This is a genomic window from Enterobacter sp. LM3 (assembly GCF_046622475.1).
In the GTDB taxonomy this organism is placed as follows: Bacteria; Pseudomonadota; Gammaproteobacteria; order Enterobacterales; family Enterobacteriaceae; genus Enterobacter; species Enterobacter cloacae_P.
The window spans coordinates 33,728-58,888 of the sequence record NZ_JBJURN010000005.1 but is presented as its reverse complement, the minus strand read 5'-3'; the positions used below and the strand labels follow the sequence as shown (position 1 = coordinate 58,888).

Sequence of the window (25,161 nt, the reverse complement as noted above, 5' to 3'; positions counted from 1 at the left end):
GACTCCTTAATGGAAACTGTGTTCTTCACCCGGGTAAACACCGGATTCAACGTCGGCAATATACTGCCTGACCGCAGCGCGCATGTCGCCCGCTTCAGTGAGGAAATTTTTGGCAAATTTAGGAATATGGCCGCCAGTAATACCAAAGGCGTCGTGCATCACCAGGATTTGACCATCGGTGACGTTACCTGCGCCAATCCCAATTACCGGAATCGACAGCGCGTCGGTGATCCGCTTTGCCAGCTCAACGGGAACGCACTCGAGAACCAGCAGTTGTGCGCCTGCAGTTTCCAGCGCCACGGCATCATCAAACAGCGTCTGTGCCGCATCGCCACGGCCCTGTACCTTATAACCGCCAAAGATGTTCACGGATTGTGGCGTCAGGCCCAGGTGTCCGCAGACCGGCACGGCGCGCTCAGTGAGCATTTTCACGGTATCAACAAGCCATGCGCCGCCTTCAATTTTGACCATATTGGCTCCGGCGCGCATCACGGCTGCCGCATTCTCAAATGCTTGCTCCGGCGTGGCGTATGCCATAAATGGCAGATCGGACAGCAGCAGGCAGGCTGGCGCACCGCGGCGTACCGCGCGGGTATGGTAAGCAATATCCTCGACCGTGACCGGCAAGGTGGAATCATGTCCTTGTACCGTCATCCCTAACGAATCTCCGACCAGCATGACGTTGATACCCTCTTCGGCAAACAATTTGGCGAAGCTGTAGTCATATGCAGTGATGGTGGCGAAGCGTTTTTTTTCCTGTTTGCATTTCTGCAATAAGGAGATGGTGGTTGGTTTCATACTGTTTCCTGATGGCCTAAGCGAATCTTTGCGCATTCTAACAGTAACATTCGAGGGAACAATGATTTTAGGCAACCGATTAACCACAAATATTTGATGGTTAACCGGCAAAAAAACAGGATTACCAGCGGGCAGGTTTTTCTGCGTTCAGGCTTTCGAGAACGGCCTGCAGAGAGACGCCATCAGGGAAGGAGAGGTCAGGGGCGACTTCAGACAGCGGCCAGAGCATAAACCCGCGATTTTTCATATCGTAATGCGGAATGGTCAGACGTTCGGTATTAATCACCTGATGACCAAACAGCATGATGTCGAGATCAAGCGTTCGTGGACCCCAGCGCTCGGCTTTACGCACGCGCCCCTGTTGCAGTTCGATGCGCTGGGTGTTATCCAGCAGCGTTTCGGCATTAAGTAAGGTTTCCAGCACCACGACGGCATTCAGGTAGTCAGGTTGATCCTGGGGTCCCAGCGGCGGTGTACGGTAGAAAGAGGAAACCGCTACGATCCGGCTCTGTGGGATCTCACCCAGCGCCTGAACGGCAGCGTTAACCTGCTCCAGCGGAGAGGCCAGATTGCTGCCGATGGCGATATACGCGAGGGTCATGCGCTGCCTTCGCGGCGTGGCGCACGTTTGCGTGGACGACGATGGCGACGACGCGGTGCGGGTTCATCATCCAGATCCGTCAGCATATCTTTTTGTTCTGGCGGCGCAGAAACCTGGAATTCACCCCACCACTGCGCCAGACGCTGCAGTTCCTGATTCTTTTCGATCTCAGCACGCAGTGACAGCAGATCGAACGCGGCGCGGAATTTTGGATGCTCCATCAGCTTCCAGGCGCGTTTGCCCTGACGACGGGACATGCGTAGCTGAAGCTGCCAGATATCACGTACCAGGGTGGTAATACGTTTCGGGATCGCCAGCGTGCGACAGCCTTCATCCAGCACGTCGTTTGCCGCCAGCGCGAATGCATCGTAATAGGCCAGACCGCTTTCCTGGGCAATTTTCTGCGCGGTTTCCAGCAACGGATACCAGAACATCGCCGCGAACAGGAATGCCGGGTTCACACGCATATCATTGTGGATACGGGTGTCGGTATTCTTCAGCACCTGCGCAATCATGCGCTCCATTGGGCTGTCACCGTTTTCGGTGAAGTAGCGGGTGATGGTCGGGAACAGCGGCTGGAACAGGCTGTATTCGCGCAGCAGATTGTAGGTTTCAAACCCGTAACCCGCCTGCAGCAGTTTCAGCGCTTCTTCAAACAGACGAGCGGGTGGCACGTCGTTAATCAGCGTTGCCAGACGTGGGATCGGCTCTGCGGTTTCCGGGCTGATGCGCATATTCAGCTTGGCAGCGAAACGCACGGCGCGCAGCATGCGCACAGGATCTTCGCGATAGCGTGTTTCCGGCGTGCCGATCAGACGAATCAGACCCTCTTTCAGGTCCTGCATGCCGCCGACGTAATCACGAACGGTGAAATCTGCCACGCTGTAGTAAAGGCTGTTGATAGTGAAATCGCGACGCTGAGCATCTTCTTCGATAGAACCGAAGATGTTGTCACGCAGCAGCATGCCGTTCTGGCCGCGCTGGGAGGTGGTGCGATCGGTTGTGCCCGCTTCGTGATGGCCACGGAACGTTGCTACTTCAATAATTTCCGGCCCAAACATCACGTGAGCAAGACGGAAACGGCGGCCAACAAGACGGCAGTTGCGGAATAATTTGCGCACCTGATCAGGTGTGGCGCTGGTCGTCACGTCGAAATCTTTTGGTTTTTTGCCCAGCAGTAAATCACGTACTCCGCCGCCGACGAGATAGGCCTCGTAGCCTGCTTTATTCAGACGATAGAGCACCTTGAGGGCATTTTCACTGATATCTTTGCGGGAAATATTGTGCTGCTCACGCGGAATAACCGACATGTGGGTTTGCGCAATAGCATCATTCGCCATGCTCTCTTCGCGGCTTAGCACTTTACGGCAAAAATTAGCGACTCGGGTAAAAATGGTACACCTCGTAGTGTGTTTTGTTATGAAAAAAGCGGCTAATCATAGCTCAGCGCAACGCATTTGAGAATGCTGGATTTTTGGCACAGTCCTGAGCGTCCAGTTGGCAACCGCCAGATCCAGCAATTCGTCAATACGCAGATCCTGCCATTCACTGGTTACATTCTGGTTGAGAAATCGCAGGGCGTCGATCAAAACAGGGCGCGCATCGCCGTCTGGCAGGGCGGGCGCGTGATTCTGTTTTGACAATTTATTACCCTGTTCATTGACCGCCAGCGGCAGATGAATGTAATCCGGCTCTGTCCAGCCAAACTGGTGGTAAAGCGATATTTGCCGCACGGTTGGTTCTACCAGATCAGCTCCGCGCACAATCTCCGTGACGCCCTGAAAGTGATCATCCACTACCACCGCCAGGTTATAGGCAAACAGGCCGTCACGGCGGTGAATAATAAAATCCTCACGCGCAAGACGTTCATCGGCATGGATAACGCCCGAGAGTAAATCGTTAAAGTGCGTCACCGGCGCGTGCTGCCGCAAACGCACGGCGGCATTTTCGGGGCCGTGGTTGAGCGTACGACAGTGGCCGTCATAGACGCCGCCCACGCTCTGAATACGCGCACGCGTGCAGGTACAGTTGTAGGAAAGCCCCTGCTCGCAGAGCCAGGCCAGGCGTTCCCGGTAGGCATCGTGACGTTTTGACTGCCAGAGTACGTCGCCGTCCCAGTGAAGACCGTAATGTTCCAGCTGACGCAGAATGGTTTCTGCCGCACCGGGAACTTCACGCGGAGGATCGATATCTTCAATGCGAACGAGCCATTTACCCTGCTGAGCGCGCGCCTGCAGGTAGCTGCCGAGGGCGGCAATTAACGAGCCGAAGTGGAGTTCACCGGAGGGAGATGGCGCGAAGCGCCCGATATAGTGTGATTCAGACATATCAATAGTAACAAGGCGGGAGTGACTCCCGCCTTTACAGTATTGAGATAGCGGTTATTAACCGGCCATCTGTTTTTCGCGAATTTCTGCCAGCGTTTTACAGTCGATGCACAGATCGGCAGTTGGACGCGCTTCCAGGCGACGAATACCAATTTCAACACCGCAAGATTCGCAGTAGCCAAAATCTTCGTCCTCAACCTTTTTCAGCGTTTTTTCGATCTTTTTGATCAGTTTGCGTTCGCGGTCACGGTTACGCAGTTCGAGGCTGAACTCTTCTTCCTGAGCGGCACGGTCTACCGGATCCGGGAAGTTTGCAGCTTCATCCTGCATATGTGTAACGGTGCGATCGACTTCATCCCTGAGTTGATTACGCCATGCTTCAAGAATACGCTTGAAGTGCGACAGCTGGGCTTCGTTCATATACTCTTCGCCCGGTTTCTCTTGATACGGCTCCACCCCAGCGATGGCGAGAATACTCAGGGACGATGTTTTACGGTTTTGCCCTTCTTGCATGTTGCTTCTCCTTAACACGCACTATCGATCCCCGTGTTGGGGGAAAAATCAGGTCGCTATAAATAGCAGATGCTTTTCCGTATGGCAATTATCTAAACGTAACACTTGACAAGCCTGTGAGGAAAAGCGTATTTGCGCACGCGGCCAGAACACTTAATAGACAATCGTCTAATCCCTTATAAGACAACGGGAAGAGAGGATCTCAGAGTCATATTATCGGCAGAAAGTTCCGCTTTATAAGCGAAAACCTCTACCCCCTGCTTTTGTGCCTCATTCAACAATTGCGCGTATTTAGGATCAATATGGCGGGCTGGAGAAAACCGTTCAATGGCTGAATGCAAAACCGCAAACAGCAACACGGCGCGTTTGCCCACCGCCGCAACACTCATCAGCTCCCGCAGATGCTTCTGGCCACGTAACGTGACTGCATCCGGAAAGTAGCCATTTTCCTGTTCCGCTAACGTCACTGATTTTACTTCAATATAGCACTCAGGCCGGTCTTCCGCCTGTAACATAAAGTCAATTCTGCTGCCTTCATCGCCATATTTCACTTCACTTTTTTGTGTGTCATAACCGACAAGTTCGGGGAGCGTCCCGTTCGTCAGCGCTTCCTTTACTAACTGGTTTGCACGCAGTGTGTTGACGCAAATAAACGCCCCTTGTTGTGTCTGGGTCATTTCCCAGGTGTGGGGATATTTACGTTTAGTATTTCCCGAAGTGGAATACCAGACTGTATCACCGGGCGTCGCGCAGCCGGTCATCGCGCCGGTATTAGGGCAGTGCAGAGTTAACGTTTCACCTTCCGGTGTCACCACGTCGGCGAGAAAGCGTTTGTAGCGCTGGATAAGCGTAGCGCGCTGTAGCGCGGGACTAAACTTCATCAGAATTCCTTAAAGTATCGCCCAGCGTCCAGCGCTGTAGCGGCGTGTAGCGAGTGCGTCCTTGTGCAAAGACAGATTCGTACAGTGCGAACTCCTTCACCGGAAAGGCCCAGTGAAAGCCCGGCGCTGGGATGGCGACGGCCTGACCTGCATCGCGCAGCAACGTAATATGAGGATGAAACGGCTGTGGGCTTTGGTAACAGCCGCTGCGAGCGGCCTGTGCGCGTAGCATACTGGCAAGCTGTAACAATCCACGTGGCGGCTGGCGCGTACCCAGCCAGACCACGCGGGAACGCAGCCACTGTCCGGCATCGTCAAGGTGCAGCGTAAACCCTGGCTGAGAAATCCGTCCGGCCATTGACGCCAGGGCGCGCTGTTTTTCAGCGCTTATGTCGCCCAGAAAGGCCAGCGTCAGGTGCAGGTTGGCAGCCGCAACGGGGCGGCCCGCTTCCGGTGGGAAGTGGCTGGCGCGCCAGCGGACGATTTGCCGCTGTATCGTGGCAGGCATTTCAATGGCGAAAAACAGCCGTTTCGACTCAGACATACGGGGGACTCGGTAATGATATGCGCCGATGCTACAATGTACGCCGACTAATGTTAACCCTCTGGAGCTGTTAGTGTCCTCATTGCCGGTCGCCGTCGTCCTTCCTGAGCTACTTGCTGCCTTACACCATGCCCCGCAGGTTTTACTTAATGCTCCCACGGGCGCGGGTAAATCCACCTGGCTGCCGCTGCAGATCCTGAAAGACGGTAATATCCGCGGGAAAATTATCCTGCTGGAGCCACGCAGGCTGGCCGCGCGCAATGTGGCGCAGCGTCTGGCGGAACTGCTGAACGAAAAGCCCGGAGAAACCGTGGGTTACCGTATGCGTGCTGAAACCTGCGTCGGCCCGTCCACCCGGCTTGAGGTGGTCACCGAGGGCATTCTTACCCGCATGCTGCAAAACGATCCGGAGCTGACCGGCGTCGGGCTGGTCATTCTGGATGAATTCCACGAACGCAGCCTGCAGGCGGATCTGGCGCTGGCGCTGTTGCTGGATGTCCAGCAGGGGCTGCGCGACGATCTCCGGTTACTCATCATGTCGGCTACGCTGGATAACGAACGGCTGCAGCAGGTGCTGCCTGATGCGCCGGTGATCGCCTCAGAAGGTCGCGCTTTCCCGGTTGAGAGACGCTATCAACCGCTTTCGGCTCATCAGCGTTTTGACGATGCCATTGCCATCGCAACCGCAGAACTGCTCCGTCAGGAACCCGGCTCGCTTTTGCTGTTTTTACCCGGCGTGGGTGAGATCCAGCGTGTACAAGAGCAACTGGCCTCGCGTGTGAGTAGCGATGTGGCACTTTGCCCGCTCTACGGTGCGCTGTCGTTGGCTGACCAGCGTAAGGCGATTCTTCCCGCACCGACGGGGCAGCGCAAAGTCGTGCTGGCCACCAATATTGCTGAAACCAGCCTGACCATCGAAGGGATCCGTCTGGTGGTGGATAGCGCGCAGGAGAGGGTGGCGAGCTTCGATCCGCGCACCGGGCTGACCAGACTGCTTACGCAACGCATAAGCCAGGCATCAATGGTTCAGCGTGCAGGCCGCGCGGGGCGACTTGAACCGGGTATCTGTCTGCATTTAACCAGTGCAGAGCAGGCGGAACGCGCTGCGCTGCAAAGTACACCGGAAATTCTGCAAAGCGATCTCTCTGGCCTGGTGATGGATCTGTTGCAGTGGGGCTGTCCGGATCCCGCTCAACTGACCTGGCTCAACCTGCCGCCTGCTGCAAACCTTGCCGCTGCACGGGCTTTACTGACCCGGCTTGGTGCGCTGGAAGGGGAGCGTCTGACATCGTGTGGACAGAAGATGGCTGCTCTGGGGAATGACCCCCGTCTGGCGGCAATGTTGATGGCGGCGCAAGGGGAAGATGAAATTGCGACGGCAGCAAAACTGGCGGCTATTCTTGAGGAGCCTCCGCGCGGCGGGAGTAGCGATCTGGCGCAGGCCTTTTCACGTAATCAGGGAAACTGGCAGCAGAGGGCGAAACAGCTCTGTAAACGGCTTAATATCCGTGCGGGCCTGCCTGACAGCGATAAGATAGCCCCTCTCCTGGCGCAGGCATTCCCGGACAGGATTGCACGCCGTCGCGGGCTGGACGGGCGCTATCAGCTGGCAAACGGCATGGGGGCGATGCTGGACAGTGATGATGCCCTGACGCGCCATGAATGGTTGATTGCGCCATTGCTGTTGCAGGGCAGTCACTCGCCGGATGCGCGCATATTGCAGGCGATGGCTGTTGATATCGATGTCCTGACGCGTGCTTGTCCACATTTACTGCAGCAGTCAGATACCGTGGAGTGGGATGATGTACACGGGACGCTGAAGGCGTTTCGGCGTAGCCAGATTGGCAAATTAACCCTGGGCACGAAGCCGCTGGCGAAGCCATCAGAAGAAGAGCTGCATCAGGCGATGCTGAACGGCATTCGCGAAAAAGGGCTGAGCGTTTTGAACTGGACGCCGGAGGCGGAGCAATACCGTATTCGTCTGCACTGCGCCGCACGCTGGCTGCCGGAGTATGCCTGGCCTGCGGTTGATGATGAGACCCTTCTGGACTCTCTTGAAACGTGGCTACTGCCGCAAATGAGCGGTGTACACTCGCTGCGTGCGCTAAAAGCCCTTGATGTTAAGGTCGCGTTACAGAATTTACTGGACTGGTCATTACGTCAACGTCTGGATAGTGAACTGCCAGGGCATTACACTGTGCCGACCGGAAGCCGGATTGCCATTCGTTATCACGAGGATAATCCTCCGGCGCTGGCGGTACGGATGCAGGAGATGTTTGGTGAGGCGGTGACGCCCTCTATCGCCGAAGGACGTGTTCCTGTGGTGCTTGAACTGTTGTCACCCGCACATCGTCCGCTACAGATCACCCGCGACCTGGGGGCGTTCTGGGCGGGAAGCTATCGTGAAGTGCAAAAAGAGATGAAGGGACGTTATCCCAAACATGTCTGGCCTGACGATCCGGCGAATACCGCGCCGACAAGACGTACGAAGAAATATTCGTGAGTTAGGTGAAAAAGGGGAGTGCGGCCTGTTGCCCTCACCCCGGCCCTCTCCCACGGGGAGAGGGAGAAAACACTAAAGACTTTCCTGTCAGGAAAGTCTTGCTGTTTATTTTGAGAGATTTCTTCTTCCACAGATCGGTGGAAGAAAAGAGAATCGGGCCTTTGCGCCTGAAAGTTGCGGAGAAAAAGCATGGCGGGGAATGACCGCGAGCCAATAGGACGTAAGGGAAAACCAACGCGTCCGGCGAAAGAGAAGGTGAGCCGTCGTCAACTCAGAGATGAGGATTATGACGATGACTATGAAGACGATTATGAGGATGAAGAACCCATGCCGCGTAAAGGGAAAGGCAAAGGGCGTAAGCCTCGTGGCAAGCGCGGCTGGTTCTGGCTGCTTCTGAAGCTGTTCATTGTTTTTGTTGTGCTGATGGCGATTTACGGCGTCTATCTGGATCAGAAGATCCGTAGCCGTATCGACGGGAAAGTCTGGCAGTTGCCTGCAGCGGTGTATGGCCGCATGGTGAACCTTGAGCCGGATATGGCCATCACGAAGAACGAGATGGTGAAACTGCTGGAAGCCACTCAGTATCGTCAGGTGTCTAAAATGACGCGCCCTGGCGAATTTACCGTGCAGGCGAATAGCGTTGAGATGATCCGTCGTCCGTTCGACTTCCCGGACAGCAAAGAGGGGCAGGTGCGTGCGCGTCTGACCTTTGATGGCGATCGTCTGGACACCATCGAGAATATGGATAACAACCGCCAGTTCGGTTTCTTCCGTCTCGATCCACGCCTGATCACCATGCTTTCGTCGGCGAACGGCGAACAGCGCCTGTTCGTGGCGCGTAACGGTTTCCCGGATCTGCTGGTGGATACGCTGCTGGCGACCGAAGACCGTCACTTCTACGAGCATGATGGTATCAGCCTCTACTCCATTGGCCGTGCGGTGCTGGCGAACCTGACCGCCGGACGTACGGTGCAGGGGGCGAGTACGCTGACCCAACAGCTGGTGAAGAACCTGTTCCTCTCCAGCGAACGCTCATACTGGCGTAAAGCCAACGAAGCGTACATGGCCGTGCTGATGGATGCGCGTTACAGCAAGGATCGCATCCTTGAGCTGTATATGAACGAGGTGTACCTCGGCCAGAGCGGCGATAATGAGATCCGCGGCTTCCCGCTGGCGAGCCTGTACTACTTTGGCCGTCCGGTGGAAGAGCTGAGCCTTGACCAGCAGGCGCTGCTGGTGGGCATGGTGAAAGGGGCGTCCATCTACAACCCGTGGCGTAACCCGAAACTGGCGCTGGAGCGTCGTAACCTGGTGCTGCGTCTGCTGCAGCAACAGCAGGTCATTGACCAGGAACTGTACGACATGCTGAGCGCACGTCCACTCGGCGTTCAGCCACGCGGTGGTGTGATCTCTCCACAGCCTGCGTTTATGCAGCTGGTGCGTCAGGAGCTGCAGAGCAAGCTCGGCGATAAAGTGAAAGATCTCTCTGGCGTGAAGATCTTTACCACCTTCGACTCCGTTGCTCAGGATGCGGCAGAAAAAGCCGCTGTCGATGGCATTCCGGCGCTCAAGAAGCAGCGGAAGCTTAGCGATCTTGAAACCGCGATGGTGGTGGTTGACCGTAACACCGGTGAAGTTCGCGCAATGGTAGGAGGGGCTGAGCCGCAGTTTGCAGGCTACAACCGTGCAATGCAGGCGCGTCGTTCGATTGGTTCTCTGGCAAAACCGGCGACCTATCTCACCGCCCTGAGCCAGCCCAATCAGTATCGCCTGAACACCTGGATTGCCGATGCCCCGATCTCCCTGCGCCAGCCTAACGGCCAGGTATGGTCACCGCAGAACGATGATAAACAGTTCAGCGGCCAGGTCATGCTGGTGGATGCATTAACCCGCTCCATGAACGTGCCGACGGTTAACCTGGGTATGGCGCTGGGTCTGCCAGCGATCGTCGACACCTGGCAGAAACTGGGGGTACCGAAAGATCAGCTGAATCCGGTTCCGGCGATGATCCTGGGGGCACTGAACCTGACGCCTATCGAAGTCGCGCAAGCGTTCCAGACCATTGCCAGCGGGGGTAACCGCGCACAACTGTCCGCACTGCGCTCGGTGATTGCCGAGGATGGCTCCGTGTTGTATCAGAGCTTCCCACAGGCGGAACGCGCTGTACCGGCACAGGCTGCCTATATGACGCTGTGGACGATGCAACAGGTTGTACAGCGTGGTACGGGGCGTCAGCTTGGGGCGAAGTATCCGAACCTGCACCTGGCAGGTAAAACCGGGACCACCAACAACAACGTCGATACCTGGTTCGCCGGTATTGATGGCCGTGAAGTGGTGATCACCTGGGTAGGCCGCGATAACAACCAGCCAACTAAACTGTATGGTGCCAGCGGGGCGATGTCGATTTACCAGCGCTATCTGGCTAATCAGTCTCCGGTTCCGCTGAATCTGGTCGCACCGGAAGATATCGTCGATATGGGCGTGGACGGTGCCGGTAACTTTGTCTGCGGTGGTGGTATGCGTACGCTGCCGGTCTGGACGACCAGTCCGGATTCATTATGCCAAAGCCAGTCTCAGCCACCAGCGGGTAATCCGTTTGACTCGTCTTCTCAGCCGCCGCAACAGCAGCAGCAACAGCAGCCGCAGCAGCAGAATGAGAAGAAAGACAGCGATGGTGTAGCCGGTTGGATCAAGGATATGTTTGGCGGTAACTGATCTGACGGGGTTGTTTGTCTCTGTTAAGAAAGCAGGGCAGGTAAAAAAGCCGGGTGGCGCTGACGCTTACCCGGCTTGTCAAACTGTACTGTTGTGGGCCGGGTAAGGCTAAACTGCCACCCGGCAACACATCGACAACTCAGAGCTTGCCAAACACCTTACGCGCCGCGTCGATGGTGTTATTGATATCGTCTTCGCTGTGCGCCACAGACATAAAGCCTGCTTCAAACGCGGATGGAGCCAGGTATACACCTTCTTCCAGCATCAGGTGGAAGAAGCGCTTAAAGCGTTCAACATCGCATTTCACCACGTCCTGATAACAGGTCACGGTCTTGGCATCAGTGAAGAAAATCCCGAACATTCCACCAACGTGGTTGACGACCAGCGGAATTCCCGCATCTTCAGCGGCGTCCATCAGGCCATTTGCCAGTTGAGTCGTCAGAGCTGTCAGCGTTTCATGGATACCCGGCTGTGCCACTTCGGTCAGACAGGCAAAACCGGCTGCCATCGCAATCGGGTTACCGGACAGCGTACCCGCCTGGTAAACCGGGCCTGTCGGAGCCAGAGCTTCCATCACATCCCTACGACCACCGAATGCACCGACCGGCATGCCGCCGCCGATGATTTTGCCCAGGCAGGTTAAATCCGGCTCGACGCCATAGTAAGACTGCGCACCCGCCAGTGCCACGCGGAAGCCGGTCATCACCTCGTCGATGATCAGCAGCGCGCCGAATTCATCGCACAGTGCGCGCAGGCCCGGCAGGAAATCAGGCTGTGGTGGAATGCAGTTCATGTTGCCCGCAACCGGTTCAACGATGATGCAGGCAACCTCCTGCGGATACTGTTCGAATGCGGCGCGAACGGTGTCCAGATCGTTATAGGTGCAGGTCAGGGTGTGCTTAGCGAAATCAGCAGGTACGCCCGGAGAGTTTGGCTGGCCGAGGGTCAACGCACCGGAACCGGCTTTTACCAGCAGGCAGTCCGCATGGCCGTGGTAGCAGCCTTCAAACTTGATGATTTTGTCACGGCCAGTAAAGCCGCGCGCCAGACGAATGGCGCTCATGGTGGCTTCAGTACCGGAGTTCACCATACGCACCATGTCCATTGTGGGGACCAGTTCAGTGACCAGCTCCGCCATTTTGACTTCCATCTCGGTTGGTGCACCGAAGCTCAGACCGCGCTGGGCCGCTTCAATGACCGCATTGCGGATCGCCGGGTGGTTATGTCCCAGCACCATCGGTCCCCAGGAACCGACGTAATCAATATAGGCTTTGCCGTCGACATCAAACAGGTACGCGCCGTCAGCACGTTCAATAAACAGCGGGGTTCCGCCTACGCCGGTAAAGGCGCGAACAGGCGAGTTTACGCCACCCGGAATAAGCTCGCGGGCTGCACTGTAGAGGTTTTCAGACTTGCTCATGGCGTCGTTCCTGGTTCGTATAAAATGATTAAGCACACTATTCTAAGTGATTCGCGAAAGGTTATGAAATTTTTGCCCCATTAATGCATAAACAATTGTTAAGGATTTTTCAGGGGACGAGAAGACAGTCTCTGGTAAAATTTCCGCAGTGATTTGTATGATGAAAAAAACGGACAATGAAAGCAGAATCTCCCTCTTTTGAAGAACAACAGTTTACGCGTGCGAGACACCGTATCAGCATCCGGCGATTGCTCAATCGCGATAAAACGCCGCTGGCAATTCTGCTGGCCGCCGCCGTGGTGGGCTCGGTAGCCGGGTTGGCGGGTGTCGCGTTCGAAAAGGCAGTGAACACGGTACTGAACTGGCGCATTGGCACCATTGCCGGTTTCGCCAATAGCGGATGGCTGGTCTGGGTGTGGGCGTTTGGTCTGTCTGCCGTGTTTGCGATGGTGGGCTATTTTCTGGTGCGTAAATTTGCACCTGAGGCCGGAGGGTCTGGTATCCCGGAGATTGAAGGGGCGCTTGAAGAACTACGTCCGGTTCGCTGGTGGCGGGTGATCCCCGTTAAGTTTATCGGTGGCATGGGAACGCTGGGGGCAGGGATGGTGCTCGGGCGGGAAGGGCCGACGGTACAACTGGGCGGTAATGTGGGACGCATGGTGGGCGATCTGTTTCGGATGCGCAGTGCCGAAGCGCGCCATACGTTGCTGGCAACGGGTGCCGCGGCGGGGCTTTCTGCCGCATTCAATGCCCCTCTGGCGGGGATCCTGTTTATTATCGAGGAGATGCGCGCCCAGTTCCGTTACAACCTGATCTCCATAAAAGCGGTTTTTACCGGTGTGATTATGTCGAGCATCGTCTTTCGCATTTTTAATGGCGAAGGGGCGGTGATCGAAGTGGGAAAACTGACCAATGCGCCAGTGAATACGCTGTGGTTGTATCTGGTTCTTGGCATGATTTTTGGCGTAGTAGGGCCGCTTTTTAATACGCTGATTTTACGCGCTCAGGATATGTTCCAGCGCATCCACGGCGGTAACACGACCAAATGGGTGCTGGTCGGTGGTTTCCTCGGCGGGGCTTGTGGCATCCTCGGCGTTATTGAACCCAATGCAGCGGGCGGTGGTTTTGGGTTGATCCCCATTGCGGCGGCGGGCAATTTCAGCGTGGGCCTGCTGCTGTTTATGTTTATTTCCCGGGTGGTAACCACGGTGCTTTGCTTTTCTTCCGGTGCGCCGGGCGGGATTTTTGCTCCGATGCTGGCGCTGGGAACTCTACTGGGAACGGCGTTTGGGATGGCGGCAGCTGCCGGGTTCCCGGCGTATCATCTGGATGCAGGGACGTTTGCCATTGCCGGGATGGGGGCGCTGCTGGCCGCGTCTTTGCGTGCGCCGTTGACCGGGATCGTGCTGGTGCTGGAGATGACGGATAATTATCAGCTCATTTTGCCAATGATCATTACCTGTCTCGGCGCGACACTATTAGCCCAATTCCTGGGTGGAAAACCGCTATACTCCACCATTCTTGCCCGTACCCTGGCAAAAGTTGAGGCTGAGCAGGCCGCGAAGCAGAATACTTGAATGAATTACCAGGGTATTAGATAATGAAAAAAAGAATTGGGTGATTTTTACCCAATAGCAGTAAGCAGTATTCATGGGAGCATAAGATGAGTGATGATGTAGCGCTGCCGTTGCAGTTTACCGAAGCAGCAGCCAACAAAGTGAAAACCCTGATTGCCGACGAAGACAATCCGGATCTGAAACTGCGTGTTTATATTACCGGTGGCGGCTGTAGCGGCTTCCAGTACGGTTTTACCTTTGATGACCAGGTGAACGATGGTGATATGACTATCGAGAAGCAGGGCGTCGCGCTGGTGGTTGACCCAATGAGCCTGCAATATCTGGTGGGCGGTGCGGTTGACTACACCGAAGGTCTGGAAGGCTCTCGCTTTGTTGTGACCAACCCGAACGCGAAAAGCACCTGTGGGTGTGGTTCTTCGTTCAGCATCTGATAGCGTCTGGTGTCGTTGTGGGCCCGGTAAAGCGTCGCGCTACCGGGCTTATAAACGGCCTTATCTTGAATTATCATCCAGCGCAAACGTCGGCAGCTTCAGGTGCCAGCGGATCGCCGCTAAACGTATCCCCAGCGTCACAACCATCCCCAGCATTGCCGCATTCTCCAGTGGAATGGCAAAGGTATAATACGCCGTGGCGTGAACAATGCCGCCGACGATACAGGCTGTCGCGTAAATCTCCGTTCGCAGGATCATCGGCACTTCGCGCGCCAGAATGTCACGAATGATCCCGCCGCCCACACCGGTTAAGACCCCCATGCAGATAGCCACCATTGGGCCGGTTCCCGCATTAAAGGCTTTATTCACCCCAATGCCGACAAACACCGCCAGGCCGACGGCATCCAGCACCGGGAGCACCCATTTTGGTAAACGGCGGGGCTGTCGAACTAACGCGATCGTTAACAGGCAGGTGACCATTGCCACCACCAGATCGGTGGGATCTTTCACCCAAAATACCGGGCCATTTGCCAGCGCCATATCGCGGATCGTTCCGCCGCCAACGGCAGTAACCACGCCAAGTACCAGCACGCCAAACGGATCCATGCGTAATTTCCCGGCGAGCAAAACGCCGGAGATAGCAAAAACGGCGGTGCCAAGAATATCCAGCCAATAAACGAGCATCGTTAAATCCTCGAACTTTTGTGTCTGTTTCTATGTTAGTGACTCTCTGCCAGTGCGGCACAGAGTTGTTTTGCGGCGAGGATAATACGCGGGCTGGCGCGTTCAAACCAGTCGCTGTTGAGTGGGATCACCGGAATTTTTAGCTGGCGTTGCCAGAATTGTTCAATTTTAGGAATCTCACTCGCATTTCCGACCACCACGATAGCCTGCGGATGGCGAGCCAGAACCTGCTCCCGGCTGACCTGCGGCCACGGAACCCGGCTGGCAGCAAAGATATTTTCACCGCCACAAATCTCAAGCACCTGGTTCTGAATAGAGCCTTGCCCGGTAGTGAACAGCGGCTGGCTGCCAAACTGCAGGAAGATGCGTTTTTTCGTCGGGGTGTCGTATCTGGCTTTCAGTGCCGCATAGTCGCTGAGCATCTGTTGTGCTGCACTTTCGGCTTTCTTCGGCGTTGGGCTATAAGGTGCCAGCGCGCGCAGCGCCTGAGCAATTTGCTCAATGCTCACCGCGTCTATCCACATCACCTTGATCCCAAGTGAAGTGAGCTGGTTGACCTGCCGCTCGGCATTGCCACCGCGCCAGGCCAGCACGAGATCGGGTTTAAGTGCCACGATGCGCTCAAGGTTCATCCCTTGCCAGGTCGATACCTCTTCAATGCCAGCCGCTTGCGGTGGGTAATCCGAAAAACTGCTTACGCCAACGGGAGTGATCCCGGCGGCAAAGGCCAGCTCGGTGTTAGCGGGGGAGAGGGTAATCACACGCGGCACAGCATAAAGCCATGCCGGTGCGAGCAGAAGCAGGGCAACCAGTGCCCTAAAAGGGTGTTTAGCCACGTGCCAGTTTCTGCACCAGGCTTTCCACCATCACGGTGGACTGTTTTGCCGCAACGGCCAGGAATTCGTCGAAGCTGATATGAGACTGTTGGTCAGCCACGTCAGAGATCGCACGAACCACCACGAACGGGACGCTGAAGTTATGGCAAACGTGGGCAATCGCGGTTGCTTCCATCTCAACGGCAACGGCCTGAGGGAAGTTATGGCGGATTTTAGCCAGACCAACTGAGCCATTGATGAAGGCATCGCCGCTGACAATCAAACCGCGCACTGCGTTGAGGTTCAGCTCTGCGATGCAGGTTTCTGCTGCAGCAATCAGTTTATCGTCAGCTTTAAACCCGGCCGGACAACCTGGGAGCTGGCCATATTCGTAGCCGAACGCAGTCACGTCTGCATCGTGGTAACGCGCTTCGTCAGAGACAACGATATCACCGACTTTCAGCGTTGGTGCGAGACCGCCAGCGGAACCGGTGTTGATGATCACGTCCGGCTTGCAGCGTTCGAGCAGCAGGGTTGCGCCCAGTGCTGCAGCAACTTTACCGATGCCAGATTTCAGCAGAGCAACGTCAACGCCGTTCAACTGGCCGGTGTAGATCTCGCAACCACCCAGAGAGAGGGTCTGACGGTTCTCAATTTTGTCACGCAGTAGCGTAACTTCTTCTTCCATTGCACCAATAATGCCGATTTTCATAGATTTACTCGCGATGTGCTTCGTTAAGATGCATAGTCTATCATGCGGTTAAGGGGAAACGCATTCTCACGCGGGGGAGCACATGGCACCAATCGATTTTCGCACCAAAATTAACTGGCACCGACGTTTCCGCTCGCCGCAGGGCGAAAAGAGCGAACATGAGATCCTGCGCATCTTCGAAAGCGATCGTGGGCGCATTATTAACTCACCTGCAATCCGTCGCTTACAGCAAAAAACCCAGGTGTTCCCGCTTGAGCGAAACGCTGCGGTGCGTACGCGCTTAACCCACTCAATGGAAGTTCAGCAGGTTGGGCGTTACATTGCCAAAGAGATTTTAAGCCGCCTTAAAGAGCAGCGTTTGCTGGAAACCTATGGTCTTGATGAGCTGACGGGGCCGTTCGAAAGCATCGTCGAGATGGCCTGCCTGATGCACGATATCGGCAACCCGCCGTTTGGCCATTTTGGGGAGGCGGCGATAAATGACTGGTTTAAACAGCGACTTTATCCTTCGGATGCGATAAGCCAGCCGCTCAGTGATGATCGCTGTGTAGTCAGGGATTTACGCCTGCGTGAAGGTGAAGAAGGATTAAACGATCTGCGCCGCAAAGTGCGTCAGGATCTTTGCCACTTTGAGGGTAATGCGCAGGGGATCCGCCTGGTACACTCCCTGATGCGTATGAACCTGACCTGGGCGCAGGTGGGCTGCATTCTCAAATATACGCGCCCCGCCTGGTGGATGGGGGAAACACCTGCCTCACACAGTTATTTGATGAAAAAGCCGGGCTATTATTTATCTGAAGAAGCCTATATAGAGCGGTTACGTAAAGAACTTTCACTGACCCCGAATGGCCGCTTTCCATTGACATGGATAATGGAAGCCGCTGACGATATTTCCTATTGCGTTGCCGACCTCGAAGACGCCGTTGAGAAAAGAATATTCAGTGTTGAGGAACTTTATCAGCATCTTTATGTTGCCTGGGGTAAACATGAAAAAGGGTCGCTGTTTGCTCAGGTTGTCGAAAATGCCTGGGAAAAATCGCGCTCAAATTCATTAAGCCGCAGCACGGAAGATCAGTTCTTTATGTATTTGCGGGTCAATACATTAAATAAACTGGTGCCGTATGCGGCTTCGCGTTTTATTGACAACTTGCCGATGATTTTTAGCGGGGAATTCAATCACGCGTTGCTGGAAGATGACAGCAGCTTCAGTCAGCTTCTTGAGTTATATAAAAACGTGGCGATGCGTCATGTGTTCAGCCATCCGGATGTCGAGCAGCTGGAGCTGCAGGGATACCGGGTTATCAGCGGTTTACTGGAGATTTACCGCCCACTGCTTCAGCTATCGGTCAACGAGTTCAGCGAGCTGGTGGAACAAGAGCGCGTGCGGCGATTGCCAATTGAATCCCGGCTTTATCAAAAACTTTCTACCCGCCATCGCCTGGCTTATGTTGAAGCAGTCAGCAGACTGGATCGACAATCACCTCAATGGCCTATTATGGAATATTATTCTCGTTGCCGTCTTATTCAGGACTATATCAGCGGCATGACGGATTTGTATGCCTGGGATGAATACCGCAAGCTCATGGCTGTCGAATAAACGCTGAGTTTTGTAAAGACGGCCAATAAATTTTTACTTTTTCCATAAACTTAATCCCGGAACTAAGCGGTATAAAACGAATCTGAGTTACACAGCAATTTTGCGTTACCTGTAAATCGAGATTGAGAAACATGAAAAAAACCACATTAGCAATGAGTGCACTGGCTCTGAGTTTAGGTTTAGCGCTGTCTCCTCTGACTGCTACTGCAGCTGAGAGCTCATCGTCGGCAGCAACCGCGCAGCAGATGCCAAGCCTGGCACCGATGCTCGAAAAAGTGATGCCATCGGTGGTGAGTATTAACGTTGAGGGCAGTACGACCGTCAATACGCCGCGTATGCCGCGTAACTTCCAGCAGTTCTTCGGTGATAACTCACCGTTCTGCCAGGACGGTTCACCCTTCCAGAGCTCCCCGTTCTGTCAGGGCGGTGGTGCAGGGGATGAAAGCCAGGGCGGTAACGGTGGCGGCCAGCAACAGAAATTCATGGCACTCGGTTCGGGCGTCATTATTGATGCGGCAAAAGGCTACGTGGTGACCAACAACCACGTTGTTGATAACGCCAACACCATTAAAGTTCAGCTGAGCGACGGACGTAAATTCGACGCTAAAGTGGTGGGTAAAGATCCACGTTCGGATATCGCGCTGATCCAGATTCAGGATCCGAAAAACCTGACGGCGATTAAGCTCGCCGATTCCGACGCGCTGCGTGTGGGTGACTACACCGTAGCCATCGGCAACCCGTTCGGTCTGGGTGAAACCGTGACCTCTGGCATTGTCTCCGCGCTGGGTCGTAGCGGCCTGAACGCAGAGAACTACGAGAACTTTATCCAGACGGATGCGGCGATTAACCGGGGTAACTCCGGCGGTGCGCTGGTGAACCTGAACGGTGAACTGATTGGTATCAACACCGCAATCCTGGCTCCGGACGGCGGTAACATCGGTATCGGCTTTGCTATCCCAAGTAATATGGTGAAAAACCTGACCGCACAGATGGTGCAGTATGGCCAGGTGAAACGCGGTGAGCTGGGTATCCTGGGGACTGAGCTGAACTCCGAGCTGGCGAAAGCAATGAAAGTGGACGCCCAGCGTGGGGCATTTGTCAGCCAGGTGCTGCCGAACTCCTCTGCGGCGAAAGCGGGGATTAAAGCCGGTGATGTGATCACTTCTCTGAACGGTAAACCGATCAGCAGCTTTGCGGCCCTGCGTGCTGAAGTGGGTTCCATGCCGATTGGTAGCAAAATCACCCTCGGTCTGCTGCGTGAAGGTAAGCCGGTTAACGTGAGCCTGGAACTGCAGCAGAGCAGCCAGAATCAGGTGGACTCCAGCACCATCTTCAATGGTATTGAAGGTGCTGAGATGAGCAACAAAGGCGAAGATAAAGGCGTTGTGGTGAACAACGTGAAAGCGAACAGCCCGGCTGCCCGTATCGGCCTGAAAAAAGGCGATGTGATCATGGGGGCTAACCAGCAACCGGTGAAAAACATCGCTGAACTGCGCAAAATCCTCGACAGCAAACCTTCCGTGCTGGCGTTGAATATTCAGCGTGGTGATTCTTCAATTTACCTTCTGATGCAGTAATCCCTCCGCGCCCCTGCTCAACCACGAGCAGGGGCCATTTTTGTTTCTGTGACCCTTTCCACAAGTCCATATTTCTCTCCGTGGCTTTGTGCATTTGCACAATGCAGCCGTGACTGAACTTCCCTATTCTTGAGCCCTGCTCACAGGAGGGTTACATGGCTGGCAGGCATCTTGATACCAAAATGGCGCAGGATATTGTGGCGCGTACCATGCGCATCATTGATACCAATATCAATGTAATGGATGCTCGCGGGCGCATTATTGGCAGCGGCGATCGTGAACGCATTGGGGAAGTGCACGAAGGTGCGTTGCTGGTGCTCTCTCAGGGGCGCGTGGTGGATATCGACGATGCGGTTGCGAAACACCTTCACGGTGTCCGTCAGGGGATCAATTTCCCGCTGCGGCTGGAGGGGGAAATTGTTGGCGTGATCGGCCTGACGGGCGAACCGGAGTCGCTGCGTAAATATGGCGAGCTGGTCTGCATGACCGCCGAAATGATGCTGGAGCAGTCGCGTCTGATGCACCTGCTGGCACAGGATAGCCGCCTGCGTGAAGAGCTGGTCATGAACCTGATCCAGGCAGAAGAACACACACCTGCGCTGAGCGAGTGGGCGCAGCGTCTGGGCATCGATCTTGATCAGCCACGCGTGGCGGTGGTCATTGAAGTCGATAGCGGCCAGTCTGGCGTAGACAGCACGATGGCCGAACTGCAGCAGCTGCAAAATGCACTGGTCACACCGGAGCGCAACAACCTGGCGGCAATTGTTTCTCTGACTGAAATTGTGGTGCTCAAACCGGCGCTTAACCCGTTTGGCCGCTGGGATGTTGAAGATCACCGTCGCTGGGTGGAGCAGCTGATTGCACACATGAAGGAGGGCGGACAACCGCGTTTTCGCGTTGCCCTGGGAAATTACTTTACCGGGCCGGGCAGTATCGCCCGCTCATGGCGCACGGCGCGTACCACGATGATGTCAGGTAAACAGCGGATGCCGGAAAGCCGGAGCTACTTCTACCAGGAACTGATGTTGCCGGTGCTGCTCGATGGCCTGCGCGGTGGCTGGCAGGCCGATGAGCTGGCGCGTCCGTTAGCCCGTCTGAAAGCGATGGACAACAACGGTTTGCTGTACCGCACGTTGCAGGCATGGTTTCATCATAACGTGCAGCCGCTGGCAACGTCGAAAGCGCTGTTTATTCACCGCAATACGCTGGAATACCGGCTTAACCGGATCTCGGAACTGACCGGGCTGGAGCTGGGGAATTTTGACGACAGGCTGCTGCTGTACCTGGCGCTGCAGTTAGATGAGCAGAGATGAGGTTTCACCCTCTCCCTGTGGGAGAGGGCCGGGGTGAGGGCATCAGGCCGCACCTGTCATTACTTATTACGAGTAAGCTTCTCAAGATCCGCTTCAATCTCGCTGATCTTGTTCGTGACAACGCTTTCCAGATGACGCAGGTCATCGAGGATCTTACGTTTCAAATCGACTTCGGTGCGATCGCGCTGGCAGATCTGATCGAGTTCATCGATCACATAGCGCAGGTTAGGGCTGATTTCCTGTACTTCTTTGTACCCTTGTCCTACGCCGTCAGCGACGACGGTCTTACGCTGGCGTGGATATTTAAACTTCACGCTCTTGGCGAAAAACTCGCCTTTATCCTTGTGAAAATAGATTTTCAAAATATCGTTATTCGCTTCCTGGCGGAGGCTGTAACGATCAATTTCATCAGGATTGGTAATGCCCAGACTTTTCAGATTATCGTACATAGCGGTACCCTTGATCTCAACATAACCTTTGAATAATTAACGAAAAAATCTATTTTCGCCACCCTCAGATATAAAAAAAGCGGGGTTGCCCCCGCTTTTTGTTATACCCGATTAATCGATGGTGCGCAGCAGTTCGTTGATACCCACTTTACCGCGGGTTTTTGCATCGACTTTTTTCACGATAACCGCACAGTACAGGCTGTATTTGCCATCTTTTGACGGCAGGTTACCGGAGACGACGACGGAACCCGCAGGTACGCGACCGTAGTGAACTTCGCCGGTTTCACGATCGTAAATACGGGTGCTCTGACCGATGTAGACGCCCATAGAAATAACGGAGCCTTCCTCAACGATCACACCTTCAACCACTTCGGAGCGTGCGCCGATGAAGCAGTTGTCTTCGATAATGGTTGGGTTCGCCTGCAGTGGCTCCAGAACGCCACCGATGCCGACGCCGCCGGACAGGTGAACGTTTTTACCGATCTGCGCGCAAGAACCGACGGTTGCCCAGGTGTCTACCATTGTGCCTTCATCAACATACGCACCGATGTTCACGTAGGATGGCATCAGCACGGTATTGCGTGCGATGAATGCGCCCTGGCGAACTGCCGCCGGAGGCACAACACGGAAACCTTCTTTCTGGAAACGCGCTTCATCGTAGTCAGCGAATTTCATTGGTACTTTATCGAAGTAGCGGCTTTCTGCTCCGTCGATAACCTGGTTATCGTTGATACGGAAAGAGAGCAGCACGGCTTTCTTCAGCCACTGATGAGTTACCCACTGACCGTCGATTTTTTCTGCCACGCGCAGCGCGCCGGAATCCAGCAGAGAAATCACCTGATTAACCGCTTCACGGGTAACGGTATCCACATTTGCCGGGGTAATCTCGGCGCGACGCTCAAAAGCGGACTCAATAACGTTCTGTAACTGCTGCATTGTTTACTCTTTCCATTTCACTAAAAAACACGTCACCCTTTATCGTTTGGATTGAGGGCTGCTGTCAACCGTTGTTGCACTTCCAGCTGCAGGTCATTATTAAGGGCACGCCGGTCGGCCGTTGCGATTATAAATAAATCTTCTACTCGCTCACCAATGGTTGTAATTCGGGCTCCATGAAGCGAAATTCCCAGATCGGCAAAAACCTGGCCGACGCGGGCGAGCAACCCTGGCTGGTCGAGGGCGATAAGCTCCAGGAACGATTTGCGGTCGGTGTGGGTCGGCAGGAAATTGACCTCGGTATCGACGGTAAAGTGACGCAATTTGGCCGGTTGACGACGCGGTTGCGGCGGTTGCCAGCTGCGCTGGGTGATGGCCTGTTCCAGACCAAAGCGTATCCCTTCATGACGGTCCGACGACAGCGGGCTGCCGTCCGGCTCCAGTACGATAAAGGTATCCATCGCCATGCCGTCTCGGGTGGTAAAAATCTGTGCGTCGTGAACGCTGAGGTTGCGTCTGTCCAGCTCGGCGCAGACGGCGGCAAACAGATAAGGCCGGTCCGGGCTCCAGATAAAGATCTCTGTGCCGCCGCGCGTGGCCTGCGGGCTGAGCAGGATCATCGGTTTCGACAAATCATGCTGGAGCAGATGCCGCGCATGCCAGGCAAGCTGGTTTGGGCTATGACGCACAAAGTAGTTGGCGCGACAGCGGGCCCAAATCTGATGTAATGCCTCTTCATCAATGTTATCCATCCGCAGCAACGCCAGCGCCTGCACCTGATGGTGACGTACACGCTCGCGCATGTCCGGGGTGTTTTGCATTCCGCGACGCAGCTGTTTTTCCGTCGCGAAGTAAAGCTCGCGCAGCAGGCTTTGCTTCCAGCTGTTCCACAGCGTTTCGTTGGTGGCACAAATATCCGCTACCGTCAGGCAGACCAGATAGCGCAGGCGGTTTTCAGTTTGCACCTCTTCGGCGAATTGCTTAATGACTTCCGGATCCTGAATGTCACGACGCTGTGCGGTAACTGACATCAGCAGGTGATGGCGCACCAGCCAGGCGACCAGCTGCGTCTCGCGCGAGTTCAGACCATGCAGCTCGGCAAATTTCAGTACGTCCTGCGCACCCAGTACCGAGTGGTCGCCACCGCGACCTTTCGCGATATCGTGGAACAGGGCGGCAATCAGGATCAGTTCCGGGTGGGAAAGACGCGGCCACAGCTCAACGCACAGCGGATGGCGGGAGCGCGTCTCTTCTTTGGCAAAGCTCTCCAGCTTGAGCATGACGCGGATCGTGTGTTCATCCACCGTATAAGCGTGGAAAAGATCGAACTGCATCTGCCCGACGATATGCGACCACTGCGGCATATAGGCCCACAGCACACTGTGGCGGTGCATCGGTAGCAGGCCCCGGCTGACGGCTCCCGGGTGGCGTAGCATGCTGAGGAACAGGGCTCGCGCTTCCGGGATATAACACAGCGGCTGTGTCAGATGGCGGCGCGCGTGGCGCAGATGGCGCAGGGTCGTGGAGTAGATCCCGGTGATCGCGCTGTTGCGCACCATCGTATAGAACATGCGGAGGATCGCTTCCGGCTCGCGGATAAACAGCGTTTCGTCGCGCAGATCGATAAGCGTGCCGCGCAGCTGGAATTCATCATCAATGGGCCGTGGTTTTTCGTCCGCCGTCAGCGCCAGGATCGCTTCGTCAAACAGCTGCAGCAGCATCTGGTTGAGTTCGGTCACGCGGCGGGTAACGCGGAAGAAATCCTTCATCATGTGCTCAACCGGCTCGTTGCCCTCACCGCTGTAATTGAGGCGCTGAGCCACGCTGAGCTGGCGGTCAAACAGCAGACGGTTATCGTAACGGCTGACTTCAAGATGCAGGGCAAAGCGAATGCGCCACAGGAGATGTAAACACTCGTTCAGTTCATTACGTTCGGCTTCGGTTAAGAAACCAAACCCGACCATCTCGTCCAGCGACGTTGCACCAAAATGACGACGGGCGACCCACTGCAGGGTGTGGATGTCGCGCAGACCGCCAGGGCTACTTTTGATATCAGGCTCCAGGTTATAGCTGGTACCGTGATAGCGCTGGTGGCGCTGATTCTGTTCCTCGACCTTTGCGGCGAAGAATTTCTCTGACGGCCAGAACCCGTCGCTGAAAATGTGTTTTTGCAGTTCCAGGAACAGCGCAACGTCGCCGATCAGCAGACGGGTTTCAATCAGGTTGGTGGCAACGGTGAGGTCAGATAACCCTTCCAGCAGACACTCTTCCAGCGTGCGCACGCTGTGACCCACTTCCAGCTTCACGTCCCAGAGCAGCGTCAGCAGTTCGCCAATTTTCTGCGCCTGTTCGTCTGGCAGCTTTTTACGGCTTAAGATCAGCAGGTCGATATCGGAAAGCGGATGAAGCTCGCCACGGCCATAGCCCCCGACGGCGACCAGTGCGACGTCGCTAATCTGACCGAAACCATAGTCAATCCACAGGCGCTGCAGGAGCTGGTCAATAAATTCGGTGCGCGCTTCGATGAGCTGCTCGGCAGAAATACCCGCATCAAACGCGCTACCCAACCAGCGATGGAAAACATCCATATGCGCTTTGATATGGGCGCAGGTCAGCTCGTGCGGTGGCCAGACGCCCGGGTTGTCGGGCTGGTCGGGGAGGGTGGGAAGTGCTGTATTCGCATACTGTTCGGGTAATAGATTACTCATCGCGTGCCACCCATAAGAAAAAGCTATCGCCATTAAAAAAGCCGGCATTTGCCGGCTTTT

The 25,161-nt window shown here is 55.3% G+C and carries 21 protein-coding genes; 7 read left to right on the top strand and 14 right to left on the bottom strand.

What is annotated here, in order from left to right; all coding sequences use genetic code 11:
- Positions 1-6: 6 nt before the first annotated feature.
- From panB to thpR, 7 genes are all read right to left on the bottom strand, one after another.
- Positions 7-798: a 3-methyl-2-oxobutanoate hydroxymethyltransferase gene (gene panB, locus ACJ9N4_RS08000; RefSeq protein ID WP_182919425.1), complete on the bottom strand. Its 792-nt coding sequence runs from the start codon at positions 796-798 to the stop codon at positions 7-9.
- A gap of 121 nt (positions 799-919) precedes the next feature.
- Positions 920-1,399: a 2-amino-4-hydroxy-6-hydroxymethyldihydropteridine diphosphokinase gene (folK, locus tag ACJ9N4_RS07995; RefSeq protein WP_182919426.1), complete on the bottom strand. Its 480-nt coding sequence runs from the start codon at positions 1,397-1,399 to the stop codon at positions 920-922.
- Positions 1,396-2,793: a polynucleotide adenylyltransferase PcnB gene (gene pcnB, locus ACJ9N4_RS07990; protein ID WP_411500405.1), complete on the bottom strand. Its 1,398-nt coding sequence runs from the start codon at positions 2,791-2,793 to the stop codon at positions 1,396-1,398. Before pcnB ends, folK begins: the two co-directional genes overlap by 4 nt.
- Positions 2,794-2,835: 42 nt before the next feature.
- Entirely contained in the window at positions 2,836-3,726 is an 891-nt protein-coding gene (gene gluQRS / locus ACJ9N4_RS07985; RefSeq protein WP_411500386.1) for a tRNA glutamyl-Q(34) synthetase GluQRS, read from the bottom strand.
- Positions 3,727-3,783: 57 nt separating this feature from the next.
- Positions 3,784-4,239 carry an RNA polymerase-binding protein DksA gene (dksA, locus tag ACJ9N4_RS07980; RefSeq protein WP_001155232.1) on the bottom strand — a complete coding sequence of 152 codons (456 nt, stop codon included), beginning with the start codon at positions 4,237-4,239 and terminating at the stop codon, positions 3,784-3,786.
- 176 nt (positions 4,240-4,415) lie between these two features.
- Positions 4,416-5,120, bottom strand: coding sequence for a DNA/RNA nuclease SfsA (sfsA, locus tag ACJ9N4_RS07975; protein ID WP_411500385.1), 705 nt, complete (start codon positions 5,118-5,120; stop codon positions 4,416-4,418).
- Positions 5,110-5,664 carry an RNA 2',3'-cyclic phosphodiesterase gene (gene thpR / locus ACJ9N4_RS07970; RefSeq protein WP_182273795.1) on the bottom strand — a complete coding sequence of 185 codons (555 nt, stop codon included), beginning with the start codon at positions 5,662-5,664 and terminating at the stop codon, positions 5,110-5,112. Before thpR ends, sfsA begins: the two co-directional genes overlap by 11 nt.
- A gap of 73 nt (positions 5,665-5,737) precedes the next feature.
- Here thpR and hrpB point away from each other — a divergent pair, with 73 nt between their 5' ends.
- Positions 5,738-8,167 carry an ATP-dependent helicase HrpB gene (gene hrpB / locus ACJ9N4_RS07965; RefSeq protein ID WP_182919428.1) on the top strand — a complete coding sequence of 810 codons (2,430 nt, stop codon included), beginning with the start codon at positions 5,738-5,740 and terminating at the stop codon, positions 8,165-8,167.
- A 189-nt stretch (positions 8,168-8,356) separates the two neighbouring features.
- Complete coding sequence (gene mrcB, locus ACJ9N4_RS07960; RefSeq protein ID WP_411500384.1) at positions 8,357-10,882, top strand: bifunctional glycosyl transferase/transpeptidase; 2,526 nt, start codon at positions 8,357-8,359, stop codon at positions 10,880-10,882.
- A 139-nt stretch (positions 10,883-11,021) separates the two neighbouring features.
- Here mrcB and hemL read toward each other — a convergent pair whose 3' ends face one another.
- Positions 11,022-12,302: a glutamate-1-semialdehyde 2,1-aminomutase gene (hemL, locus tag ACJ9N4_RS07955; protein WP_182273798.1), complete on the bottom strand. Its 1,281-nt coding sequence runs from the start codon at positions 12,300-12,302 to the stop codon at positions 11,022-11,024.
- A gap of 176 nt (positions 12,303-12,478) precedes the next feature.
- On the opposite strand from hemL, the gene clcA reads away from it, so the two are divergent.
- Together clcA and erpA are read left to right on the top strand one after the other, a co-directional pair.
- Positions 12,479-13,879, top strand: coding sequence for a H(+)/Cl(-) exchange transporter ClcA (clcA, locus tag ACJ9N4_RS07950; protein WP_182919430.1), 1,401 nt, complete (start codon positions 12,479-12,481; stop codon positions 13,877-13,879).
- Between the two features lie 86 nt (positions 13,880-13,965).
- The gene (gene erpA / locus ACJ9N4_RS07945; RefSeq protein WP_182273800.1) at positions 13,966-14,310 is read left to right on the top strand and encodes an iron-sulfur cluster insertion protein ErpA; all 345 of its coding nucleotides are present in this window, start codon (positions 13,966-13,968) and stop codon (positions 14,308-14,310) included.
- Between the two features lie 60 nt (positions 14,311-14,370).
- Here the strand turns inward: erpA and ACJ9N4_RS07940 are convergent, their stop codons facing one another.
- From ACJ9N4_RS07940 to mtnN, 3 genes are read right to left on the bottom strand one after another with little or no spacing between them, the layout of a single operon-like run.
- Positions 14,371-14,994 (bottom strand): TRIC cation channel family protein, encoded by a 624-nt coding sequence (locus ACJ9N4_RS07940; RefSeq protein ID WP_182273801.1) that lies wholly within the window; start codon positions 14,992-14,994, stop codon positions 14,371-14,373.
- Positions 14,995-15,029: 35 nt separating this feature from the next.
- Positions 15,030-15,830 (bottom strand): vitamin B12 ABC transporter substrate-binding protein BtuF, encoded by an 801-nt coding sequence (btuF, locus tag ACJ9N4_RS07935; RefSeq protein WP_196390834.1) that lies wholly within the window; start codon positions 15,828-15,830, stop codon positions 15,030-15,032.
- Complete coding sequence (gene mtnN, locus ACJ9N4_RS07930; RefSeq protein ID WP_182273803.1) at positions 15,823-16,521, bottom strand: 5'-methylthioadenosine/S-adenosylhomocysteine nucleosidase; 699 nt, start codon at positions 16,519-16,521, stop codon at positions 15,823-15,825. The genes btuF and mtnN overlap by 8 nt, the downstream gene beginning before the upstream one ends.
- Positions 16,522-16,603: 82 nt before the next feature.
- Here mtnN and dgt point away from each other — a divergent pair, with 82 nt between their 5' ends.
- The 3 genes from dgt (at position 16,604) to ACJ9N4_RS07915 (ending at position 21,008) form a co-directional block, all read left to right on the top strand.
- Positions 16,604-18,118 carry a dGTPase gene (gene dgt / locus ACJ9N4_RS07925; RefSeq protein ID WP_182919432.1) on the top strand — a complete coding sequence of 505 codons (1,515 nt, stop codon included), beginning with the start codon at positions 16,604-16,606 and terminating at the stop codon, positions 18,116-18,118.
- 131 nt (positions 18,119-18,249) lie between these two features.
- A complete protein-coding gene (gene degP, locus ACJ9N4_RS07920) occupies positions 18,250-19,695 on the top strand; it encodes a serine endoprotease DegP (protein WP_182919433.1) in 1,446 nt (481 codons plus the stop codon).
- Positions 19,696-19,850: 155 nt separating this feature from the next.
- Positions 19,851-21,008, top strand: coding sequence for a CdaR family transcriptional regulator (locus ACJ9N4_RS07915; RefSeq protein WP_182919434.1), 1,158 nt, complete (start codon positions 19,851-19,853; stop codon positions 21,006-21,008).
- Between the two features lie 59 nt (positions 21,009-21,067).
- Here the strand turns inward: ACJ9N4_RS07915 and ACJ9N4_RS07910 are convergent, their stop codons facing one another.
- The 3 genes from ACJ9N4_RS07910 to glnD all read right to left on the bottom strand — a co-directional run bounded on the left by ACJ9N4_RS07910 (position 21,068) and on the right by glnD (position 25,101).
- Positions 21,068-21,457: a DUF3461 family protein gene (locus ACJ9N4_RS07910; RefSeq protein ID WP_008501916.1), complete on the bottom strand. Its 390-nt coding sequence runs from the start codon at positions 21,455-21,457 to the stop codon at positions 21,068-21,070.
- A gap of 111 nt (positions 21,458-21,568) precedes the next feature.
- Entirely contained in the window at positions 21,569-22,393 is an 825-nt protein-coding gene (gene dapD, locus ACJ9N4_RS07905; protein WP_008501915.1) for a 2,3,4,5-tetrahydropyridine-2,6-dicarboxylate N-succinyltransferase, read from the bottom strand.
- A 32-nt stretch (positions 22,394-22,425) separates the two neighbouring features.
- Entirely contained in the window at positions 22,426-25,101 is a 2,676-nt protein-coding gene (gene glnD / locus ACJ9N4_RS07900; RefSeq protein ID WP_182919435.1) for a bifunctional uridylyltransferase/uridylyl-removing protein GlnD, read from the bottom strand.
- Positions 25,102-25,161: the final 60 nt, after the last annotated feature.